Source organism: Halomonas stenophila, from assembly GCF_014192275.1.
Taxonomy (GTDB): domain Bacteria; phylum Pseudomonadota; class Gammaproteobacteria; order Pseudomonadales; family Halomonadaceae; genus Halomonas; species Halomonas stenophila.
Window position 1 is genome coordinate 13,487 of record NZ_JACHXR010000009.1, and the last position, 17,922, is coordinate 31,408.

General features: G+C 70.0%; 16 protein-coding genes. 12 read left to right on the plus strand and 4 right to left on the minus strand.

From position 1 onward, the window contains the following. Nucleotides 1-137 precede the first annotated feature (137 nt). The 8 genes from rsxA to FHR97_RS14490 are packed head-to-tail and all read left to right on the plus strand — an operon-like array spanning nucleotide 138 to nucleotide 6,936. Nucleotides 138-719, plus strand: a complete 582-nt coding sequence (gene rsxA, locus FHR97_RS14455; protein WP_183384503.1) for an electron transport complex subunit RsxA — start codon at nucleotides 138-140, stop codon at nucleotides 717-719. 12 nt (nucleotides 720-731) lie between these two features. After that, a complete protein-coding gene (gene rsxB, locus FHR97_RS14460) occupies nucleotides 732-1,373 on the plus strand; it encodes an electron transport complex subunit RsxB (protein WP_183384504.1) in 642 nt (213 codons plus the stop codon). Then, entirely contained in the window at nucleotides 1,366-3,075 is a 1,710-nt protein-coding gene (gene rsxC / locus FHR97_RS14465; protein WP_183384505.1) for an electron transport complex subunit RsxC, read from the plus strand. Before rsxB ends, rsxC begins: the two co-directional genes overlap by 8 nt. Beyond that, the gene (locus FHR97_RS14470; RefSeq protein WP_183384506.1) at nucleotides 3,072-4,139 is read left to right on the plus strand and encodes an RnfABCDGE type electron transport complex subunit D; all 1,068 of its coding nucleotides are present in this window, start codon (nucleotides 3,072-3,074) and stop codon (nucleotides 4,137-4,139) included. The genes rsxC and FHR97_RS14470 overlap by 4 nt, the downstream gene beginning before the upstream one ends. Continuing rightward, the gene (locus FHR97_RS14475) at nucleotides 4,136-4,774 is read left to right on the plus strand and encodes an RnfABCDGE type electron transport complex subunit G (protein ID WP_183384507.1); all 639 of its coding nucleotides are present in this window, start codon (nucleotides 4,136-4,138) and stop codon (nucleotides 4,772-4,774) included. The genes FHR97_RS14470 and FHR97_RS14475 overlap by 4 nt, the downstream gene beginning before the upstream one ends. After that, the gene (locus FHR97_RS14480) at nucleotides 4,771-5,481 is read left to right on the plus strand and encodes an electron transport complex subunit E (protein ID WP_183384508.1); all 711 of its coding nucleotides are present in this window, start codon (nucleotides 4,771-4,773) and stop codon (nucleotides 5,479-5,481) included. Before FHR97_RS14475 ends, FHR97_RS14480 begins: the two co-directional genes overlap by 4 nt. Before the next feature lie 18 nt (nucleotides 5,482-5,499). Continuing rightward, on the plus strand, nucleotides 5,500-6,135 hold the full coding sequence (gene nth / locus FHR97_RS14485) for an endonuclease III (protein ID WP_183384509.1): 636 nt from the start codon (nucleotides 5,500-5,502) through the stop codon (nucleotides 6,133-6,135). 51 nt (nucleotides 6,136-6,186) lie between these two features. Next, the gene (locus FHR97_RS14490) at nucleotides 6,187-6,936 is read left to right on the plus strand and encodes a YdcF family protein (protein WP_183384510.1); all 750 of its coding nucleotides are present in this window, start codon (nucleotides 6,187-6,189) and stop codon (nucleotides 6,934-6,936) included. Here the strand turns inward: FHR97_RS14490 and FHR97_RS14495 are convergent. Further along, nucleotides 6,933-7,619 carry a glutathione S-transferase family protein gene (locus FHR97_RS14495; RefSeq protein WP_183384511.1) on the minus strand — a complete coding sequence of 229 codons (687 nt, stop codon included), beginning with the start codon at nucleotides 7,617-7,619 and terminating at the stop codon, nucleotides 6,933-6,935. The two genes, FHR97_RS14490 and FHR97_RS14495, sit on opposite strands and share 4 nt — an antisense overlap. Nucleotides 7,620-7,889: 270 nt before the next feature. On the opposite strand from FHR97_RS14495, the gene FHR97_RS14500 reads away from it, so the two are divergent. From FHR97_RS14500 to FHR97_RS14515, 4 genes are read left to right on the plus strand one after another with little or no spacing between them, the layout of a single operon-like run. After that, nucleotides 7,890-8,261, plus strand: a complete 372-nt coding sequence (locus FHR97_RS14500) for a response regulator transcription factor (protein ID WP_183384512.1) — start codon at nucleotides 7,890-7,892, stop codon at nucleotides 8,259-8,261. Then, nucleotides 8,261-10,339 (plus strand): 3'-5' exonuclease, encoded by a 2,079-nt coding sequence (locus FHR97_RS14505; protein WP_183384513.1) that lies wholly within the window; start codon nucleotides 8,261-8,263, stop codon nucleotides 10,337-10,339. The genes FHR97_RS14500 and FHR97_RS14505 overlap by 1 nt, the downstream gene beginning before the upstream one ends. Next, nucleotides 10,336-10,530, plus strand: a complete 195-nt coding sequence (locus FHR97_RS14510) for a hypothetical protein (RefSeq protein WP_183384514.1) — start codon at nucleotides 10,336-10,338, stop codon at nucleotides 10,528-10,530. The genes FHR97_RS14505 and FHR97_RS14510 overlap by 4 nt, the downstream gene beginning before the upstream one ends. 7 nt (nucleotides 10,531-10,537) lie before the next feature. Then, nucleotides 10,538-13,276, plus strand: a complete 2,739-nt coding sequence (locus tag FHR97_RS14515) for an ATP-binding protein (protein ID WP_183384515.1) — start codon at nucleotides 10,538-10,540, stop codon at nucleotides 13,274-13,276. Between the two features lie 140 nt (nucleotides 13,277-13,416). Here FHR97_RS14515 and FHR97_RS14520 read toward each other — a convergent pair whose 3' ends face one another. The 3 genes from FHR97_RS14520 to FHR97_RS14530 form a co-directional block, all read right to left on the minus strand. Beyond that, the gene (locus FHR97_RS14520) at nucleotides 13,417-13,941 is read right to left on the minus strand and encodes a helix-turn-helix transcriptional regulator (protein WP_183384516.1); all 525 of its coding nucleotides are present in this window, start codon (nucleotides 13,939-13,941) and stop codon (nucleotides 13,417-13,419) included. Nucleotides 13,942-14,854: 913 nt separating this feature from the next. Beyond that, nucleotides 14,855-15,838 (minus strand): Fic family protein, encoded by a 984-nt coding sequence (locus tag FHR97_RS14525; protein WP_425486094.1) that lies wholly within the window; start codon nucleotides 15,836-15,838, stop codon nucleotides 14,855-14,857. 694 nt (nucleotides 15,839-16,532) lie between these two features. Further along, nucleotides 16,533-17,801: a DUF4236 domain-containing protein gene (locus FHR97_RS14530; RefSeq protein WP_183384517.1), complete on the minus strand. Its 1,269-nt coding sequence runs from the start codon at nucleotides 17,799-17,801 to the stop codon at nucleotides 16,533-16,535. Nucleotides 17,802-17,922 lie beyond the last annotated feature (121 nt).

Sequence of the window (17,922 nt, forward strand, 5' to 3'; positions counted from 1 at the left end):
CGCCGCCAGGCGGGCGGGGCGCCAGCGGGCTCAAGGCGAGCTGACCTGGCCCGCCGGCAGGGCCAGCCCCTATAATGGGCGCCTCACCGCCCCGACGCTTGCGCCGGGATGCCCCGTTTCGACTCGCTTGGCAGGCAATGACCGATTTCTTCCTGATCCTGGTCGGCACCGCACTGGTCAACAACTTCGTGCTGGTGCAGTTCCTCGGCCTCTGCCCCTTCATGGGCGTCTCCAGCAAGCTGGAGTCGGCCATGGGCATGTCGCTGGCCACCACCTTCGTGCTGACGCTGTCCTCGGTGGCCAGCCACCTGGTCTATCACCTGCTGCTGGCGCCCTTGGGCCTCGAGTACCTGCGCACCATCGCCTTCATCCTGGTGATCGCCGTGGTGGTGCAGTTCACCGAGCTGGTGGTGCGCAAGACCAGTCCCCTGCTGCACCAGGTGCTGGGCATCTTCCTGCCGCTGATCACCACCAACTGCGCCGTGCTCGGCGTGGCCCTGCTGACCCTCAACCGTGGCTCCGATTTTCTCGAGGCCGCCCTCTACGGCTTCGGCGCCGCCGTGGGCTTCTCGCTGGTGCTGGTGCTGTTCGCCGCCATGCGCGAACGCCTGGCCACCGCCGACGTGCCGGCCCCCTTCCGCGGCGCGGCCATCGCCATGGTCACCGCCAGCCTGATGTCGCTGGCCTTCATGGGCTTCTCCGGGCTGGTGCGGCTATGAGGGGAGGCGGCGATGCTTGAGACCCTGCTCGATGCCGACCTGGTCGTCGCCGTGCTGGCCCTGGTGGGCCTGGCCGGGGGCTTCGGCGCCCTGCTCGGCTTCGCCGGCGAGCGCTTCCGCGTCGAGGGCAACCCGGTGGTGGAGAACATCGACGCCCTGCTGCCCCAGACCCAGTGCGGCCAGTGCGGCTACCCGGGCTGCCGCCCCTATGCCGAGGCCATCGGCGAGGGCGAGGAGATCAACAAGTGCCCGCCCGGGGGCGAGGCCACCATCGCCGCCCTGGCCGACCTGCTGGGCCGCGAGGTCAAGCCCCTGGACGGCGAGGCCGAGACCACCCCCCGGGTGGCCTTCATCCGCGAGGAGGAGTGCATCGGCTGCACCAAGTGCATCCAGGCCTGCCCGGTGGATGCCATCCTGGGCGCGGCCAGGCACATGCACACGGTGATCGCCGACGAGTGCACCGGCTGCGACCTGTGCCTGGAGCCCTGCCCGGTCGACTGCATCGACATGCTGCCCCGGGACGCGGGACACGACGCCGCGCCGCCCCTGCCCGCCGGCCCCGGCCATCGTCCCGTGCTGCCCACGCCGGCCTGGGGGGCGGCGCTGATCGCCAGCGACCGCCCATCGCCGCCCGAGGAGGCCCGGCATGGCTGAGCGACTCGACTTCCCGGGCGGCATCATGCCGCCGACCCGCAAGGCCACTTCCACCCGCGCGCCGCTGCGCACGGCCCCCCTGCCTCACCGGGTCATCCTGCCGCTGGACCAGCATGCCGGCGCCCCCGCCGAGCCCTGCGTCGAGCTCGGCCAGCGCGTGCGCACCGGCGAGCGCATCGCCCAGGCGAGCGGCCTGATCTCCGCCGCGCTGCATGCCAGCATCACCGGCCGGGTCGTGGCCATCGAGGAGCATGTCCTGCCCGTCGCCGACGGCCGGCGGGGCCCGTGCATCGTCATCGAGGGCGAGGGCGAGGACGACTGGCTGACCCTGCCGCCCCTGGACTGGCGCCAGGCGCCGGAGGCGACGCTGCTCGAGCGCCTCGACGCCGCCGGCGTGGTGGGCCTCGGCGGCGCCGCCTTCCCGACCCAGGTCAAGGCGCGCATCCGCGAGCTGCATGCCATCGACACCCTGGTGGTCAATGCGGCGGAGTGCGAACCCTATATCTCCGCGGACGACCTGACCCTGCGCCACTTCGCCGCCGATGTGCTGGAGGGCGCCCGCCTGATGGCCCGCCTGGCCGGCGCCGAGCGCATCCTGGTGGGCATCGAGGACGACAAGCCCGAGGCGCTCCAGGCCCTGGAGGCCGCCCGCGAGGCCAGCCTGGCGGAGGCCGTGCCGGTGGAGATCCGCTCCATCGCCACCCGCTATCCGAGCGGCGGCGAGCGCCAGCTGATCAAGCGCCTGCTCGGCCGCGAGGTGCCGAGCGGCGGCCTGCCGGCGGATGTCGGCACCCACTGCCACAACCCCGGCACCCTGCGCGCGGCGCTGGCCGCCGTGCGCGACGGCGTGCCGCTGGTCGAGCGGGTGGTGACCCTCACCGGCGAGGCCCTGGCCCGGCCCGGCAACGTCGTCGCCCGGCTCGGCACGCCCATCGGCGAGCTGCTGCACTTCGCCGGGCTCGACCCCCGGGCCCTGCATCGCCTGGTGATGGGCGGCCCCATGATGGGCGAGGCCCTGGGCGAGCTCGCCTCGCCGGTGGTCAAGGCCACCAACTGCCTGATCGCCGCCACCAGAGAGGAACTGCCCGACCCACCGCCGGAGCAGCCGTGCATCCGCTGCGGCGCCTGCGAGGAGGTCTGTCCGGCCAGCCTGCTGCCCCAGCAGCTCTACTGGTTCGCCAGGGGCCGCGAGCACGACAAGGCCGAGCGCTTCCACCTGTTCGACTGCATCGAGTGCGGGGCCTGCAGCTACGTGTGCCCCAGCCATATCCCCCTGGTGCAATACTTCCGCGCCGGCAAGGACGCCATCCGCGCCCGGCGCCGCGAGGCCGCCCGAGCCGATCACGCCCGGCATCGCTTCGAGTTCCGCGAGGCCCGCCTGGCCCGTGAACAGGCGGAGAAGGAGGCCCGCCGGGCCGCCCGCAAGCGCGCCGCCGCCCCGGCCGCCCGGCGGCCCGCCGGCGGCGAGGCCCCGAGCACGGCGCCGGCCGCCGACCTGCGCGGACTGCGCATCGCCCACAGCGCCGCCACGGCGGCGGAGCGCAAGGCCGAGAAGGCCCTGGCCCGCGCCGCCGAGAGCGGCGAGGCGGATCCAGCGACCCTCGATGACCTGGAGACCCAGTTGGCCACCGCCCGCGAGAACCGCCAGGCCGCCGAGGCCCGCCTGCAGGCCGCCCGTGATGCCGAGGAGAAGCCCGCATGAGCCTGATGCACGCCGACCAGACGGCCCCGCGTCGCCCGGCCTCCACCGCCGGGGTGATGGGCTGGCTGCTGCTCGCCACCCTGCCCGGCATCGCCGCGATGACCTGGCACTTCGGCTGGGGGGTGCTCACCAACCTGGGCTTCGCCGCCGTGGCCGGCATCGGCCTGGAGGCGGCGATGCTGCGCCTGCGCGGCCGCCCGGTCGCCGCGACCCTCGGCGACAACAGCGCCCTGGTCACCGCCGTGCTGCTCGGCGTCGCGCTGCCCCCGGGCAGCGCCTGGTGGCTGATCCTGATCGGCATGGTGGCCGCCATCGTGGTCGCCAAGCAGCTCTATGGCGGCCTGGGCCACAACCTGTTCAACCCGGCCATGGTCGGCTATGCGCTGCTGCTGGTGTCCTTCCCCGGGCCGATGAGCCTGTGGCCCGCCCCCGACGGCCTGGTCGGCCCCGAGGCCCGCAGCCTGGGCGAGACGCTGCGCCAGTTCGCCGGCCTGACCTCCCTCGAGACCCTCGATGCGCTGAGCGGGGCGACCCCGCTGGATGCCTTCAAGCACAAGCCCGAGGCGCTGATGGCCGGCGAGTTCTGGGCCGGCTCGCCGCTCCCCGAGGGGGCCCTGGCCGCCTGGCGCCAGGTGGCCCTGGCCTGGCTCGCCGGGGGCGCCCTGCTGCTCTACAAGCGGGTGATCGGCTGGCAGATCCCCGTCGCCATGCTCGGCACCCTGACCCTGATGGCCACGCTGCTCTACGCCGGCGATCCCAGCCACCAGGGCTCGCCGCTCTTCCACCTGCTCGGCGGGGCCGCCATCTTCGGCGCCTTCTTCATCGCCACCGACCCGGTCAGCGCCGCCACCAGCCGGCGCGGCAAGCTGCTCTACGGGGCCGGCATCGGCGCGCTGGCGATGGTCATCCGCGCCGCCGGCGCCTACCCGGATGCCGTGGCCTTCGCCGTGCTGCTGATGAACTTCGCCGCGCCCTTCATCGACTACTACAGCGAGCCCCGGGTCTATGGCCACCCCGCCGCCCCCCGGGGCATCCGCGCCGACGCCGGCGAGGAGGAACGATGAGCGCCGCGCTGCCCCGCGCCATGGGCCGGGCCGCCCTGGGACTCGCGACCTTCGCCCTGATCACCGCCGGCAGCGTCGCGCTGACCCGCGGCCTGACCGAGGAGCGCATCGCCGACAATCGCCAGGCGAGCCGCCACCGGGAAGTCGCCACGGTGGCCCCGGCCGGGCACGACGGCCGGCTGCTCGACCACGTGCTCACCCGTCCCGCCGCGCCGGCCTTCGGCTTCGAGGCCCCCGTCAGCCTGTGGCAGGCCCGGGCCGGCGAGCGGGTCCTCGGTGTGGTGGTACCGGTGACGTCTCCCCGGGGCTACAGCGGCGATATCACGCTGGTGGTGGGCCTCGACGCCTCGGGCACCATCACCGGGGTGCGGGTCACCGAGCACCGTGAGACGCCGGGCCTCGGCGATCGCATCGAGGCCCGCAAGGGCGACTGGATCGAGCAGTTCACCGGCCACTCGCTGGCGAACCCGCCCGAAGGGGGCTGGGCGGTAGGCCAGGACGGCGGCGGCGTGGACGCCCTGACCGGGGCCACCATCACTTCGCGGGCCGTGGTCGCCGCCGTGCATCGCACCCTGCAGTGGGCCGAGGCCCAGCCCGCCCTGTTCGCCACCCCTGACCCGGGAGAGACGCCATGACGACGCCCAGCCTCGGTGAGGTCAGCCGCCACGGCCTGTGGTCGAACAACCCGGCGCTGGTGCAGCTGCTCGGCCTGTGCCCGCTGCTGGCGGTCTCCAGCAGCGTGGTCAACGCCCTGGGCCTGGCCCTGGCCACCCTGCTGGTGCTGCTCGGCTCCAATGTCGCGGTGTCGCTGATCCGCCACCAGGTGACCGGCACGCTGCGCCTGCCGGCCTTCGTGATGATCATCGCCGCCTTCGTGACCTGCGCGGAGCTGCTGATGGCCGCCTACACCTTCGAGCTCTACCGCATCCTCGGCATCTTCATCCCGCTGATCGTCACCAACTGCGCGATCCTCGGCCGCGCCGAGGCCTTCGCCTCCAAGCAGCCGCTGCTGCCCTCGGCCACCGACGGCCTGATGACCGGGCTCGGCTTCGGCGCCGTGCTGATCCTGCTGGGAGGGCTGCGCGAGCTGTTCGGCCAGGGCACCCTGTTCGCCGGCATGGACCTGCTGCTGGGCCCGGCGGCCGCCGGCTGGGGCATCACCGTCTTCCCCGACCTCGACTTCCTGTTCCTGGTGCTGCCGCCGGGAGCCTTCTTCGCCACCGGCCTGCTGATCGCCCTGAAGAACGTCATCGACGACCGGCTGGAACGGCGCCGCCTGGCCCGGCAGCCCGACCGCCCCCGGGAGCACCGCCGCGTCCGGGTGACCGGCACTATTCGCTGAAGGAACCGTCTCACCACCATGAATGCCCAGAAACGTTACGAGATCTTCGCCCGGCTCCGCGACCACAATCCCGAGCCGACCACCGAGCTCCACTGGTCGACCCCCTTCGAACTGCTCGCCGCCGTGCTGCTCTCGGCCCAGGCCACCGACGTGGGGGTGAACAAGGCCACCGCCCGGCTGTTTCCGGTGGCCAACACCCCGGCCGCCATCCTCGAACTCGGCCTGGACGGCCTCAAGGAGCACATCAAGACCATCGGCCTGTACAACACCAAGGCCGAGAACCTGATGAAGACCTGCCGCATCCTGGTGGAGCAGCACGGCGGCGAGGTCCCGCGCACCCGCGCGGCCCTGGAGGCGCTGCCCGGGGTCGGCCGCAAGACCGCCAACGTCATCCTCAACACCGCCTTCGGCGAGCCGACCATCGCCGTGGACACCCATATCTTCCGGGTCTCGAACCGCACCGGCCTGGCCAAGGGCAAGGACGTGGTCGAGGTGGAGCGAAAGCTGATGCGCCACGTGCCCCGGGAGTTTCGCCAGGACGCCCACCATTGGCTGATCCTCCACGGTCGCTACACCTGCCTGGCGCGCCGGCCTCGCTGCGGCAGCTGTGTGATCGAGGATCTCTGCGAGTACCCGGACAAGGTCGACATCTAGCGCCGGCTGGACGAGGATGCAGTAAGCCCCCCCCGCATCCGAGGTGATGGCATGGCCCTGCTGGAGACGCTGCTGCTTCCGCCCACGCTCAATGCCCTGCTGACCCTGGTCGGCGGCCTGCTGTGGCGCCGGCACCACCTGCTCGGCGGCCTGGCGGTGGTGCTGGGCCTCGGCGGCCTGCTGGTGCTGGCCACCCCGATGGCCAGCCATACCCTGCGCCAGGACCTCGAGCCACCGGCGCTCCAGGCGTCCGAGAAGCTGCAAGGCGCCGAGGCCATCGTGATCCTCGGCGGCGGACGCGACTATGACGCGCCGGAGTTCGGCTGGGGCGATGCCCCCTCCAATGCCAGCTGGCGACGGCTCGCCTACGGCGCCTACCTGTATCGCCAGACGGAGCTGCCGATCCTGGTCAGCGGCGGCCGCCACCACGACGAGGCCAGCGCCGAGGCGAGCCTGATGGCCGCGGCCCTGAAGGAGGTCTTCGAGGTGCCGGTCCGCTGGTACGAGGGCCGCAGCCGCACCACCGCGGAGAACGCCCGCTACAGCGCCGAGATGCTCGGCGAGGAGGGCATCCGGCGCGTCGCCCTGGTCTCCCAGGCCTGGCACCTGCCCCGCGCGAAGGCGGCCTTCGAGCGGGCCGGGCTGGAGGTCGTCGCCGCCCCCACCGAGTTCGCCAGTGCGCCGCCCGAGGGGCTCGCCGCCTGGTGGCCCAGTTCCTATCACCTGCACCAGAGCAGCCACGCCCTGCATGAATGGCTAGGGCGCGCCGCCCGGCGGCTGAAGGCGCGGCTGGCCCGCTAGTCGCCGCCGACCAGGGAGAATTCTCCGCCGCGTTCGATGGCCCGCCGATAGGCCGGCCGCGCGCGGCAGCGGGCCAGGAAGTCTCGCAGGTTGGGCGCCGCGTCGAGCCCGCCGCGCCCCTCCAGGGCCAGCACCGGGAAGCTCATCTGGATATCGGCCGCCGAGAAGGCCTCGCCGGCGAACCAGGCCGACCGCCCCAGCTCGGCCTCCCACAGCGCCTTCAGGTCGCGCAGTTGGGGCGCCAGGAAGCTTCGCTCCACGCCCTTGGCGAACTGTCGCCCCAGGGGGCGCACCAGGGCCGGGACCGGCGGCTTCGACAGGCGCGAGAAGACCAGGCGCATCACCAGGGGCGGCATCGCCGCCCCCTCGGCATGGTGCAGCCAGAAACGATAGCGCTCCCGCTCATCCGTACCGGGCGCCGGCGACAGCGAGCCCTGCGGGTCGAGGCGCTCCAGCAGGTATTCGAGGATGGCCCCGGACTCGGCGACCGCGCGACCGTCGCGGCCCTCGTCGGTGATCACCGGCGACTTGCCCAGGGGATGCACGGCCTTGAGCGCCTCCGGCGCCAGCAGGGTCTCGGGGTCGCGCCGATAGGTGACCAGCTCATAGTCGGCGCCCAGTTCCTCCAGCAGCCAGAGCACGCGCTGGGAGCGGGAATTCTCCAGGTGATGCACGCGGATCATGTTCGACCTCCTTGACGATGGAACCGCCAGTCTAGCGGCTTGGGCCAAGGTCGTCTTTGCCGGCCCGGGGTCGGTCACTAGACTTACGGAAACGCTGATTTATTGCTGCGCTCGATATCCTGGCCGCCGGCGGTACTCAACATCCTCATTTACCGCCATGTAAACTCCGGTGTTTCCGTTCCGGCAGCGGCCAGCCTCTCATCGCTCGCGACATGAATCAGCGCTTCCTGAGCGCAACACCATATAACGAGCCTTCACGAGGAGAGCGCCATGGCCAAGGTGCTGGTGGTGGACGACGAGCCCAACATCGTCCTGTCACTCGAGTTCCTGATGCAGCAGGCCGGCTTCGAGGTGACCACCGCCGGCGACGGCCAGACCGCGCTGGACTGCGTCGCCGCCGAGCCCCCGGACCTGCTGCTGCTGGACATCAGCCTGCCGGGCATCAGCGGCTTCGATGTGCTCGAACGCCTGCGCGCCGACCCGGCCCTGGCCCGGCTGCCGATCATCATGCTGACCGCCCACGGCCGCGAGGTGGAACGCGAGAAGGGGCTGGCCCTGGGCGCCGATGACTACATCACCAAGCCGTTCTCGACCCAGGCCCTGGTCGAGAAGGTCAGGGCGCTGCTCGACGAGGCCCGCTGATGGCGCGGCGCAACCCCGGCCTCCCCCGCCGCCAGACCCTGGTCGGGCTGTGGCTGCTGCTCAGCGGCATCAGCCTGCTGGGCGGAGCGATCTTCGCCCTCTGGCTCGACGGCCTCTTCCAGCCCCGGGGCCTGGCCCGCTGGGTGCTGTGGCTGGGCTGCTTCTCCGGCGGCGGCACCATCTTCCTGGTCGGCCTGCTGCTGGAGCGCCAGCTGTTCGCCCCGCTGCGCCACCTGCAGGTGCAGCTGGCCCGCCTGGTGGCCAACCCCGATGCCCGGGACGACTACCCGCCCGAAGGCTGGCTGCGCGGCCTGGGCCCCGACCTGGTGCGCATCCGCGAGGCCTGGCGCAGCGATCGCGGCCGCCTCGCCACCGCCCACGCCGATGGGGCCCGCAGCGCCGCCCGCATCCGCCAGGAGCTCGAGGCCCTGCTGCAGGTCCTCGACACGCCCCTGCTGCTGTGCGACCGGCACCGCCGGCTGCTGCTCTACAACCAGGCCGCCGAGCGCCTGTTCGAGGATCACCCGGGGCTGGGGCTGGGCAAGCGCCTGGAGGCGCTGCTGCCGGTGGCCAGCCTGCACGATGCCCTGGGCCAGCTGCCCGAGGATGGCAGCCCCCGGGAGGTGCTGGTGCCCAGCGGCGAGCGCTGGCTGCGCGCGGGCCTGCGCCGGGTCCCCGGCAGCGAGGGCGAGACGCTGCTGACCCTGGCCGACACGACCGCGGCCTGGTCCAGCGAACTGGGCGCCCGGGCGGAGCTCGCCGAGCTGCTGCCCGTGTTGCGTCGCCACGGCGCCAGCCTCAGCACCGCCGCCGATGCCCTGGGCCAGCTGCCGCGACCGGCCGCCGACGCCGACTCCGATGCCCTGCGCCGGCGCCTCGAGGCGGTGATCGACGAGGAGGGCCGGGCCCTGGCCGACCGCCTCGCCCGCTTGGGCGAGGTGGTCGACGACATGCAGCGCCATGGCGAGCGACTGCTCCCGCTGTGGTCCAACGATCTCTGGGCCGCCCTCGCCGAACGCCTCCCCGACACGGCGCCACGCATCACGCCGGTGGGCATGCCGGCCTGGCTGAAGGGCGATGCCCCGGCCCTGCTGGTGGTGCTGACCACCCTGCTGGACCGCCTCGCCGAGCACACCGGCCAGACGGCCTTCGACGGCGAGGTGTGCCTGGGCAACCGCCGGGTCTACCTGGACCTGCGCTGGCGCGGCTCGCCCCTTCCCGAGCAGCGCCTCGACGCCTGGCACCGGTGGCGACTGGAGAGCCTGCCGATGACGCCGACGGTCGGCGAGGTGCTCCGTCAGCACGACAGCGATGCCTGGAGCCTGGCGGACCCGGACGGCGAGCATGCCCGGCTGCGCCTGCCCCTGCCGGCCCTGGAGCGGGTCGGGGCGCCCCGGCCGCGCATGCCGCCACGCCCCGAGTTCCACGACTTCGGCATCGCCGAGCTGCCGGCGCCGGATGCCGAGCTCGCCGCCTGCCCCCTGCGCGCCCTGGAGATCGTCGCCTTCGATACCGAGACCACCGGGCTGGAACTGCGCCGCGGTGACCGGGTGATCAGCCTCGGGGCCTGCCGCATCGTCAACGCCCGGCTGCTAGCCAGCGAGACCTTCGATATCCGCGTCGACCCGGGCCGGCCCATTCCCCCGGCCAGCACCGCCATCCACGGCCTCAGCGACGAGGACGTGGCCGGCGCGCCGCCCCCCGCCGTGGCCCTGCCGCGCTTCCGCGACTATATCGGCGAGGCGATCCTCCTCGCCCACAACGCGGCCTTCGACCTGCTGGCCATCCAGCCGCCCGATGGCGGGGTGACCTTCGACATGCCGGTGCTCGACACCCTGCTGATCTCCCGGGCGCTGGACGCCGGCCTCGACGGCCACGACCTCGACTCCCTGGCCGAGCGCTACGACCTGCGCTTCCCGCCGGGCAGCCGTCACACCGCCCTGGGCGATGCCCGGGTCACCGCCGAGCTGTGGCTGGCCCTGCTGCCGCGGCTCGAGGCGCGGGGCATCGAGACCCTGGAGGCGCTGCTGGCCCTGCAGGCCAGCGCCTTCGACCGGGAGGATGCCAGCGCCTCATGATCTCACCGCGCCGCAAGGAACGCCTCCTCGCCCTGGTCGTGCTGGCCACGGCCCTGTTCACCCCGCCGCTGCTGCTGGTGGCCGATCGCGCCGGCGGCAGCCCGTCCTGGCTGCCGGCCTACCTGTTCGTCGCCTGGGCGCTGGTGATCGGCCTGATGGCCTGGCTGATGGAAGGCGGGCGCGGGGAGTGACGGGCCCATGAGAGACGAACTGACGGTATTGACGATCGCCTTCGGCTACCTGGCGCTGCTCTTCGTCATCGCCGCCTGGGGCGACCGGCGCGCCGAGCAGGGCCGCTCGCTGATCGGCTCGCCCACCGTCTATGCGCTGTCGATCGCCGTCTACTGCACCGCCTGGACCTTCTACGGCAGCGTTGGCCGCGCCGCCCAGACCGGCCCCAGCTTCCTGCTGATCTACCTCGGCCCGACGCTGGCCATGCTCCTGGCCCCCTTCGTGATCCGCAAGATGGTGAGGATCGCCAACGCCCAGCGCATCACCTCCATTGCCGACTTCATCAGCGCCCGCTACGGCAAGAGCGCCGGGCTGGGCGCCCTGGTGGCGCTGATCGCGCTGATCGGCATCACCCCCTACATCGCGCTGCAGCTCAAGGCCATCACCCTGAGCTACGCCACCCTGGTCGACTACCCTCAGGAAACCGCCCGGCGCCTCGACGAGGCAAGCTTCCTGGCCGACAAGTCGTTCTGGGTCGCGCTGGTCCTGGCGGTGTTCATCATCCTCTTCGGCACCCGCCACCTGGATGCCAGCGAGCGCCACGAGGGCATGGTCGCCGCCATCGCCTTCGAGTCGCTGGTCAAGCTGGCGGCCTTCCTGTCGGTGGGCGTCTTCACCGTCTTCGTGCTCTACCAGGGCCCCGCCGACCTGTTCGCCCGGGTGGCCGCCACGCCGGCCCTCGAGCAGGCCCTGAGCCTGGCGGCGGTGCCCGGGGGCTCGCTCGGCTGGGTCGGCATGCTGCTGCTCGCCTTCCTCGCCTTCCTGACCCTGCCCCGGCAGTTCCAGGTGCTGGTGGTGGAGAACGTCGACGAGCGCCATATCCAGCGCGCCGCCTGGCTCTTCCCGCTCTACTTGCTGGTGATCAACCTCTTCGTGATCCCCATCGCCCTGGCCGGGCTGCTGGGTGACGCCGGCAGCGACCCGGACAGCTTCGTGCTGACCCTGCCCCTGGCCGCGGGCGGCGAGGGCCTGCCGGTGCTGGTGTTCATCGGCGGCCTCTCGGCGGCCACCGGCATGATGATCGTCGAGACGATCGCCCTGTCCACCATGGTCAGCAACCAGCTGGTGATGCCGCTGCTGCTGCGCTCGAAGCGCCTGCCGCAGAGCAGCCGGGGGGCGCTCGCCGGCTGGGTGCTGGGCATCCGCCGGGTGGCGATCTTCGGCATCCTGCTGCTGGGCTACAGTTACCACGCGCTGATCGGCGACGCCTACAGCCTGGTCACCATCGGCCTGGTGTCCTTCGCCGCGGCCGCCCAGTTCGCCCCGGCGCTGCTGATCGGCATGTACTGGCGAGGCGCCAACCGGCTGGGCGCGGGGCTCGGCATGAGCGCGGGCTTCCTGGTCTGGGCCTGGACCCTGCTGATCCCGGGGTTCGCCCAGTCGGGATGGCTCGATGACGGCTTCCTGTCCCAGGGCCCGTTCGGGCTCGGCTGGCTACGGCCCTATGCCCTGTTCGGCCTCGAGGGCTGGGACATCTACACCCATTCGCTGCTGTGGAGCCTCACCGCCAACGTCGGCCTGCTGGTGGGCGTCTCGCTGTTCGCCCGGCAATCGCCCCTCGAGCAGACCCAGGCCGCGCTGTTCACCGAGGCCCTGCATCCGCGCCTCGACCAGGCCTCGCTGTGGCAGGGCCAGACCCCCCGCGGGGAGCTGCGTGCCCTGCTCGACCGCTACCTGGGCAGCGTCGCCACGGCCCGGGTGTTTGCCGACAGCGCCGCCGAGGACGACGATCAGCCGGCGCCCGCCGCCCTGATCGCCCGGGCGGAGCAGGCGCTGGCCGGCGCCCTGGGCAACGCCTCGGCCCGGGTGCTGATCGACTCGGTGGTGCGTGGCGAGGCCCTCGACCTCGAGGCCATCCTCAGCATCCTCGACACCACCTCCGAGACCCTGGAGATGAATCGCCGGCTCGAGCAGAAGTCCCGGGAGCTCGAGCACATCGGCCGCGAGCTGCGCGACGCCAACGAGCGCCTGCGCGAGCTGGACCGGCTCAAGGACGAGTTCGTAGCCATGGTCAGCCACGAACTGAGAACGCCGCTGACCTCGATCCGCGCCTTCGCCGAGATCCTGCGCGACAACCGCGAGCTGCCCGACGACAAGCGCGCGCATTTCCTCGACGTGGTGGTACGCGAGAGCCAGCGGCTGTCACGGCTGATCGAGGAGATTCTCGACCTGGCCCGCCTCGAGAGCGGCCGGCTGACCCTGCACCCGCAGCGCCTGGATCTCGTCGCCCTGGCCCGCCACAGCCTGGAGGCGATACAGCGGCCCCTGGAGGAGCGCGGCGTGGCCCTGGAGGTGGCCATCGAGGTCGAGGCCGCGCCGGTGATCGGCGACCCGGACCGGCTCGAGCAGGTGATCATCAACCTGCTCGACAATGCCGGCAAGTTCGCCGCCGACGAGGCGCCCCGGGTACGCCTGCAGCTGGCCCGCCACAAGCGGGGCTACCGCCTCGCCGTGGAGGACAACGGCCCCGGCATCGCCGAGGCCGAACGCGAGCGGGTGTTCGAGAAGTTCCACCAGATCCAGCACGAGGACGACGGCGCCGTGCGCGGCCGCCCGCGGGGCAGCGGGCTCGGCCTGCCCATCAGTCGGGGCATCGTCGCCCACCTGGGGGGCAGGCTGTGGGTGGAGGCCGCGCCGACCCTGGGCGGCGCCTGCCTGGTGATGGAGCTGCCGGAGGCGCCGGCCGCATCGGCGCAAGCAGAGTAGGCGTCGCTCCACCCTCAATCGCCTTGATCACGGCGCCTACCGGTTCGGCGTGATAGCGTATCCGACACAACGGCAGCGTTCAGCGGGGGCGCCGCTTTATTCGGCATGGGACAAGGCAGGAAGGTACAAGGAGAGCGGGATCATGAGGCCAGCGCGTCGAAGCGCCGGATCTCCTCTGGCGGCAGGCGACGAGTCTCGCGAGCAACGTTGGCCTGCATGCTGACTCGCGCCACCTCACTCAGGACCTCATCGATAGCCTTGTGCTGATGGGTACGAAACCACTCCAGCACCTCGGCCAGGTGCCAAAGCGAGGCGCGCCCCTCATGCAGCGGCAACGGAAAGGTCGCCAGGTGTGACTGCAGCAACTTGCGCATATTCTGGCGGCTGAACGCGAATAGCTCCGCGATATCCGTCACACCCACCAGGTCGGGGCCGGCTTCGATCAGGCGCGCCTCTGGTATGGCATGTTTCACATCCGCCATGGCGCTGGTGATCGCTTCCTCGGCCGAGGCCGCTTCTCGGGAAAACTGCAGGGCCAGGCGGCCTTTCTGCCCGAGCCCAACCAGCGCATCGTCGCAGCCGGCCTCAAAGAGACGGGTTTCCAGCGTCTCCATCTCGAGCGCATCAGGAACGGCAAATTTCAGGGTAAAGCCATAGTGCGTCATGGTTTGTCGTCCTCCTCGGAGGATGGATTACCCGTGCAGTTGGCGACGACACGGCGTGCTCCACACACTCACGATGCAGAACTCGCCACAGCGGCATTCAGTATCGTTATAGGGACAGTACAGGCGTCCCCAGGCGTGTCCGGACGCTGGCTCAACTCGCCAGCCGCGCGCCTCGGCATACACCAGGGCTGCCTCTATTTCCTTCTTGCTATGGCGAGATCGTGTCATCCAGGCTCCTGAAGCCAGCATAGGGCGCATCCACACAGGTTGTCAATTGACAACCCTGCGCATCGTATCATCAGCGTCCATACCAGCTGAAGCGATAGTCGATCATGGTGATGGCAGCTTCTCGCTGTGTTGGAACAGATGTGCCTGGCAGAGCGTCACCGCAGTAGGGGCAGTGGCTGATGCCAACGGCAGCACACCATAGCGTATCCCCCTCGTTCTCCAGATAGGTCGCTTCTTCCAAATCCCGCTCGGTGGCCATGCGTTCAATGTACAAACACCAACGCCACCTGCTATCCGACAAGATGTCAGTTGCAAGGGTTACGTACACCCCATCAACCGGCATGGTGTCGCAACGATGCTCCATCGTATCCAATGCCTAGATCGACCTCACAAGAAATGTCGCGACCGCCCATGGAGTCACGGCTCTCATGGACCACTCCAAGGGGCTCTATCCAGCCGGTGTCGCGTTCCACCACGAGAATGCTGGACAGGCGGTTGTCCTCCTGGCCTCCGCGCAAGGTGGCGAACACGCTGTTGTCGGTGACGGCCACCACCCCGGCCCGCAGCGGTGGCAGGCCTCGTCATCCCGGGGGTGCACCCACGCCGCGTCACCGTCCAGGGGAAGACGGAATCCGCCGCGCAGTAACTCGCTCAGGCGGAATCCACGATCACCGGCTCATGTGTGCTAAGGCGACTCGGCCTGGCCCATCGTGGCGACTCGATAGCGCGTGCTTCGCCCGCCCCCCGGTAGCTTCATGATGCATCCCTTCTCGAGGAGTGATGCCAGGTGACGGGTGGCCGTCGCCTTGCTCACCTTGGCAACCTTGGCGTACTGGGAAGCGCTGATGCCCTGCTCGAAGCCCCTCTCCCCGCCATCGAGCAACCGGTTGAGCACCTTGATCTGTTCGGGGAGGAGCCCGGCATCATGGAAGCGTTGCCAGAAACGCGCCTTGGCCAGGGTGCGGTCGATCCGCGCCAGCGCGCCCAGTAGCGTGGCATCCAGGGTGTCCAGAAACCACGACAACCACGCAGTGAGATCCGGCGCCCCTCGTTGACTGGATTCCTGGCAATGGTAGTAGTCCGTGCGGCGCTCGAGGATTGCGGCGGACATGGCATACAGACGAATCCCCTGCCGATCGGCCTGGGCCAGCGCGCGATCGGCAATGGCCCGGGCAATACGCCCATTGCCATCTTCAAAGGGGTGAAGTGTCACGAACCAGAAGTGCGCCAGACCGGCGCGCAGGAGCGGATCGAGGGTTGGGTCATGACGACTGGCCTCGAACCAATCCAGAAACTCGCCGGGCTTCAGTACCACCAGGGAGCTGTCGGCCTCCGGGAACAGCCAGCGGTGCCACTGGAACAGCCGATCGACATTCAATGGTGACTCCGGCCGATCCGTGGCATCCAGCATCAGATCCGCCAGGCCTTCCGACCGTGGGGACGGGGAACCGTTGGCCTCGTCCACGCCGAGGCGGCGTGCCAGCGAAGAACGAACACAGGCCGCGTCAAGTTGCTCGCCCTCTATCGCCGAGGAGGTGACGATATTCTGCAGCAAGGTATCCAGGGCCGCCTTCGCTTCGTCTGCCGGGTTGTCCCCGACAGGCAGCGCGCCGGCACGCCCCAGCAACACCCCCAGGTTGCGCCAGCAGCGCTGCACCCGCGGCTGCACCTCCGCCTCTTGCCAGGTGAAATGGGGCCAATCGGGATGCTGCCAGATCCAGGTTGTTGAGTTGGCGGTTATACGGAGGCTCCCTGCGACTGCTGGTGAGCCGAATGCGCTTCTATATCGGCTCACCTCATGAGCCGAATAATGCCTCTATTCGGCTCATGGGGCAATGTTCAGGGAGGTCACACCGTTCAATAGTCCGCTGCCGACGCTGGGCCCCATCAGGGCGGACACGCCACGTAGATGCGGTGGGCAAGATCGCGGCGCGGTCTGGCCGTCGGTTAACGGTATAACATCCATCCATCACCAGAGGGCTCCGGTGAACGCTGGCGACAGCGGCCCAGGGCAGCCGTCAGGGGCATCTACTGCCTGACGGCCTCGAGCCGGGCGGCATCACGTCCCAGAGTCTCGGCATGAAACTCGATTCCTGGCAAGTGCGGCGCCAGCTGATCACGCATCAGCTTGCCGGCTCGGTAGCCGTTATGCTCGACCTCCTGCTCACCGCGATAGCCATCCTCGACAACGCCCTGTGAGTACGCATCCAATGGTGTCTCTTCCATCTTGCATGCCCAAGGGATCGAGCCCACCCTGCTGGCCAAGCTCGGTCCAGGCCGGTATACCGGGCGGCGGGGGGTTGCGGCATTCGCTGGTTGTTCGGTTGCCATGTGGCTTGCTGACCTTGCGTCCGGATCCGATATCAGATAGCACTGCGCGACGCCGCCTGGTCGAGCTCCGCTGGGGTGAAAGGCGTGATGGGTTTGAAGAGCCCGGTCTTGGTCATCTTGCGCCTGAGCTCGAAGGCCTCGAGGACCTGGACCGGGTCTACCTGGTCCAGTGCCGCGAAGTTGATCGCCTGCCATGCCGGTTTGGGCACCAGGACGCTGTACCGGTAGGTCTCCTCGTGGTTCCCCGTCGCCTTATCTAGCATATCGGTATAGGCGGACAACATGGCCACTTTCACGCTGGGCAGCCGGTGGAAGACTTCGCCGAGCACGCGCATGGCCACGCCATGGGCATAGTCCCGGTAGAGCTGGCGCCGACGCCTGGCGGGGACTGCCTTGCGGCTGACCTTGAGCTGGCTCGCCAGCATCGACCATTCGCTATCGGGGAACGCCTCTTCCCGCGGCAGCTCGATGTCGATCGCCACCGTCGCGGCGTTATCGCCCAGGTCGAAGCTGATGGCGGTCTCGCGAGGCCAGGGGGTCTCACCGAGATAGTCCTCGAGGACCTCACCCATGGCATCGAGGTCATGGCGCACCCAGTCGGTGTCGCGTTTCTGGCGGCGCATCTCGTGTTGCTCGAAGACCTGCTTGTTGCTGAGCCAGCTGTCCACGGCTTCCTGGTAGCGCATGTCGCGGGCCTGGTTCTCGGCGTCGATGGCTCGGCCGGCCGGTGGCCACAGGAATCGGGCAAATACCGATTTTCTCAACTGCGGCTCAGGCCGCGGTTCGGGCGTGCGAAAGGCACGGCGTTGGAAACGGGGTTGATCCAAGGGTGGGCGCGTTTCCAGGTGAACCCGGCTCAGTCGCTCAAGATCCGCATTCAACCGTTCGCACTCCGCCTGAACCAGTTCTCGCAGGCTATCTCCCATGTGGCGTTTCAGTACCCGAAGCTCCGCGTCATCGAAGCTTCCTCCGGCGCCATCCCGGATGTCGATCAGGCCACTGTCGTCGACCTCGACGATGACCGGAATATCCCCGCCATCCTTGAGCAACTCCTCGAGGCGCTTGGCCGGACCAGGAGTGCCTCCAGAAGATCGACGCGAGTGCTTTCGTCCCGATGGGATGTCCAGGCGAGTGCGATAGGACAACCCGGTACCGGGGATGCCGGCATGGGCGTGCACCCCGCGCTTGCTGATTCTGATCTTCGCCCCGCGAGGGCCGACCGAAGCTCCGATGCCGGACTTGGTGAGGTTGAGGCTGAGCCCAGGAGCCAGCTTGATACGTTTTCTGAAACGGAGTGCCATGACAGGTACGCCTCCCTGCAATGCAATGCGATCCATGCAGTTTAGCGAATAAATGCGCGAGGGGCTGGCTAGCCATTTTCCGCCGGCGTATTCTGCGCTTCTCACCAACACATGGGGATAC

What these genes read in the sequence shown, in the direction of transcription:
- rsxA (WP_183384503.1), top strand. Translation starts at nt 138, where the DNA reads ATGACCGATTTCTTCCTGATCCTGGTCGGCACCGCACTGGTCAACAAC.
- rsxB (WP_183384504.1), top strand. Translation starts at nt 732, where the DNA reads ATGCTTGAGACCCTGCTCGATGCCGACCTGGTCGTCGCCGTGCTGGCC.
- rsxC (WP_183384505.1), top strand. Translation starts at nt 1,366, where the DNA reads ATGGCTGAGCGACTCGACTTCCCGGGCGGCATCATGCCGCCGACCCGC.
- FHR97_RS14470 (WP_183384506.1), top strand. Translation starts at nt 3,072, where the DNA reads ATGAGCCTGATGCACGCCGACCAGACGGCCCCGCGTCGCCCGGCCTCC.
- FHR97_RS14475 (WP_183384507.1), top strand. Translation starts at nt 4,136, where the DNA reads ATGAGCGCCGCGCTGCCCCGCGCCATGGGCCGGGCCGCCCTGGGACTC.
- FHR97_RS14480 (WP_183384508.1), top strand. Translation starts at nt 4,771, where the DNA reads ATGACGACGCCCAGCCTCGGTGAGGTCAGCCGCCACGGCCTGTGGTCG.
- nth (WP_183384509.1), top strand. Translation starts at nt 5,500, where the DNA reads ATGAATGCCCAGAAACGTTACGAGATCTTCGCCCGGCTCCGCGACCAC.
- FHR97_RS14490 (WP_183384510.1), top strand. Translation starts at nt 6,187, where the DNA reads ATGGCCCTGCTGGAGACGCTGCTGCTTCCGCCCACGCTCAATGCCCTG.
- FHR97_RS14495 (WP_183384511.1), bottom strand. Translation starts at nt 7,619, where the DNA reads ATGATCCGCGTGCATCACCTGGAGAATTCCCGCTCCCAGCGCGTGCTC.
- FHR97_RS14500 (WP_183384512.1), top strand. Translation starts at nt 7,890, where the DNA reads ATGGCCAAGGTGCTGGTGGTGGACGACGAGCCCAACATCGTCCTGTCA.
- FHR97_RS14505 (WP_183384513.1), top strand. Translation starts at nt 8,261, where the DNA reads ATGGCGCGGCGCAACCCCGGCCTCCCCCGCCGCCAGACCCTGGTCGGG.
- FHR97_RS14510 (WP_183384514.1), top strand. Translation starts at nt 10,336, where the DNA reads ATGATCTCACCGCGCCGCAAGGAACGCCTCCTCGCCCTGGTCGTGCTG.
- FHR97_RS14515 (WP_183384515.1), top strand. Translation starts at nt 10,538, where the DNA reads ATGAGAGACGAACTGACGGTATTGACGATCGCCTTCGGCTACCTGGCG.
- FHR97_RS14520 (WP_183384516.1), bottom strand. Translation starts at nt 13,941, where the DNA reads ATGACGCACTATGGCTTTACCCTGAAATTTGCCGTTCCTGATGCGCTC.
- FHR97_RS14530 (WP_183384517.1), bottom strand. Translation starts at nt 17,801, where the DNA reads ATGGCACTCCGTTTCAGAAAACGTATCAAGCTGGCTCCTGGGCTCAGC.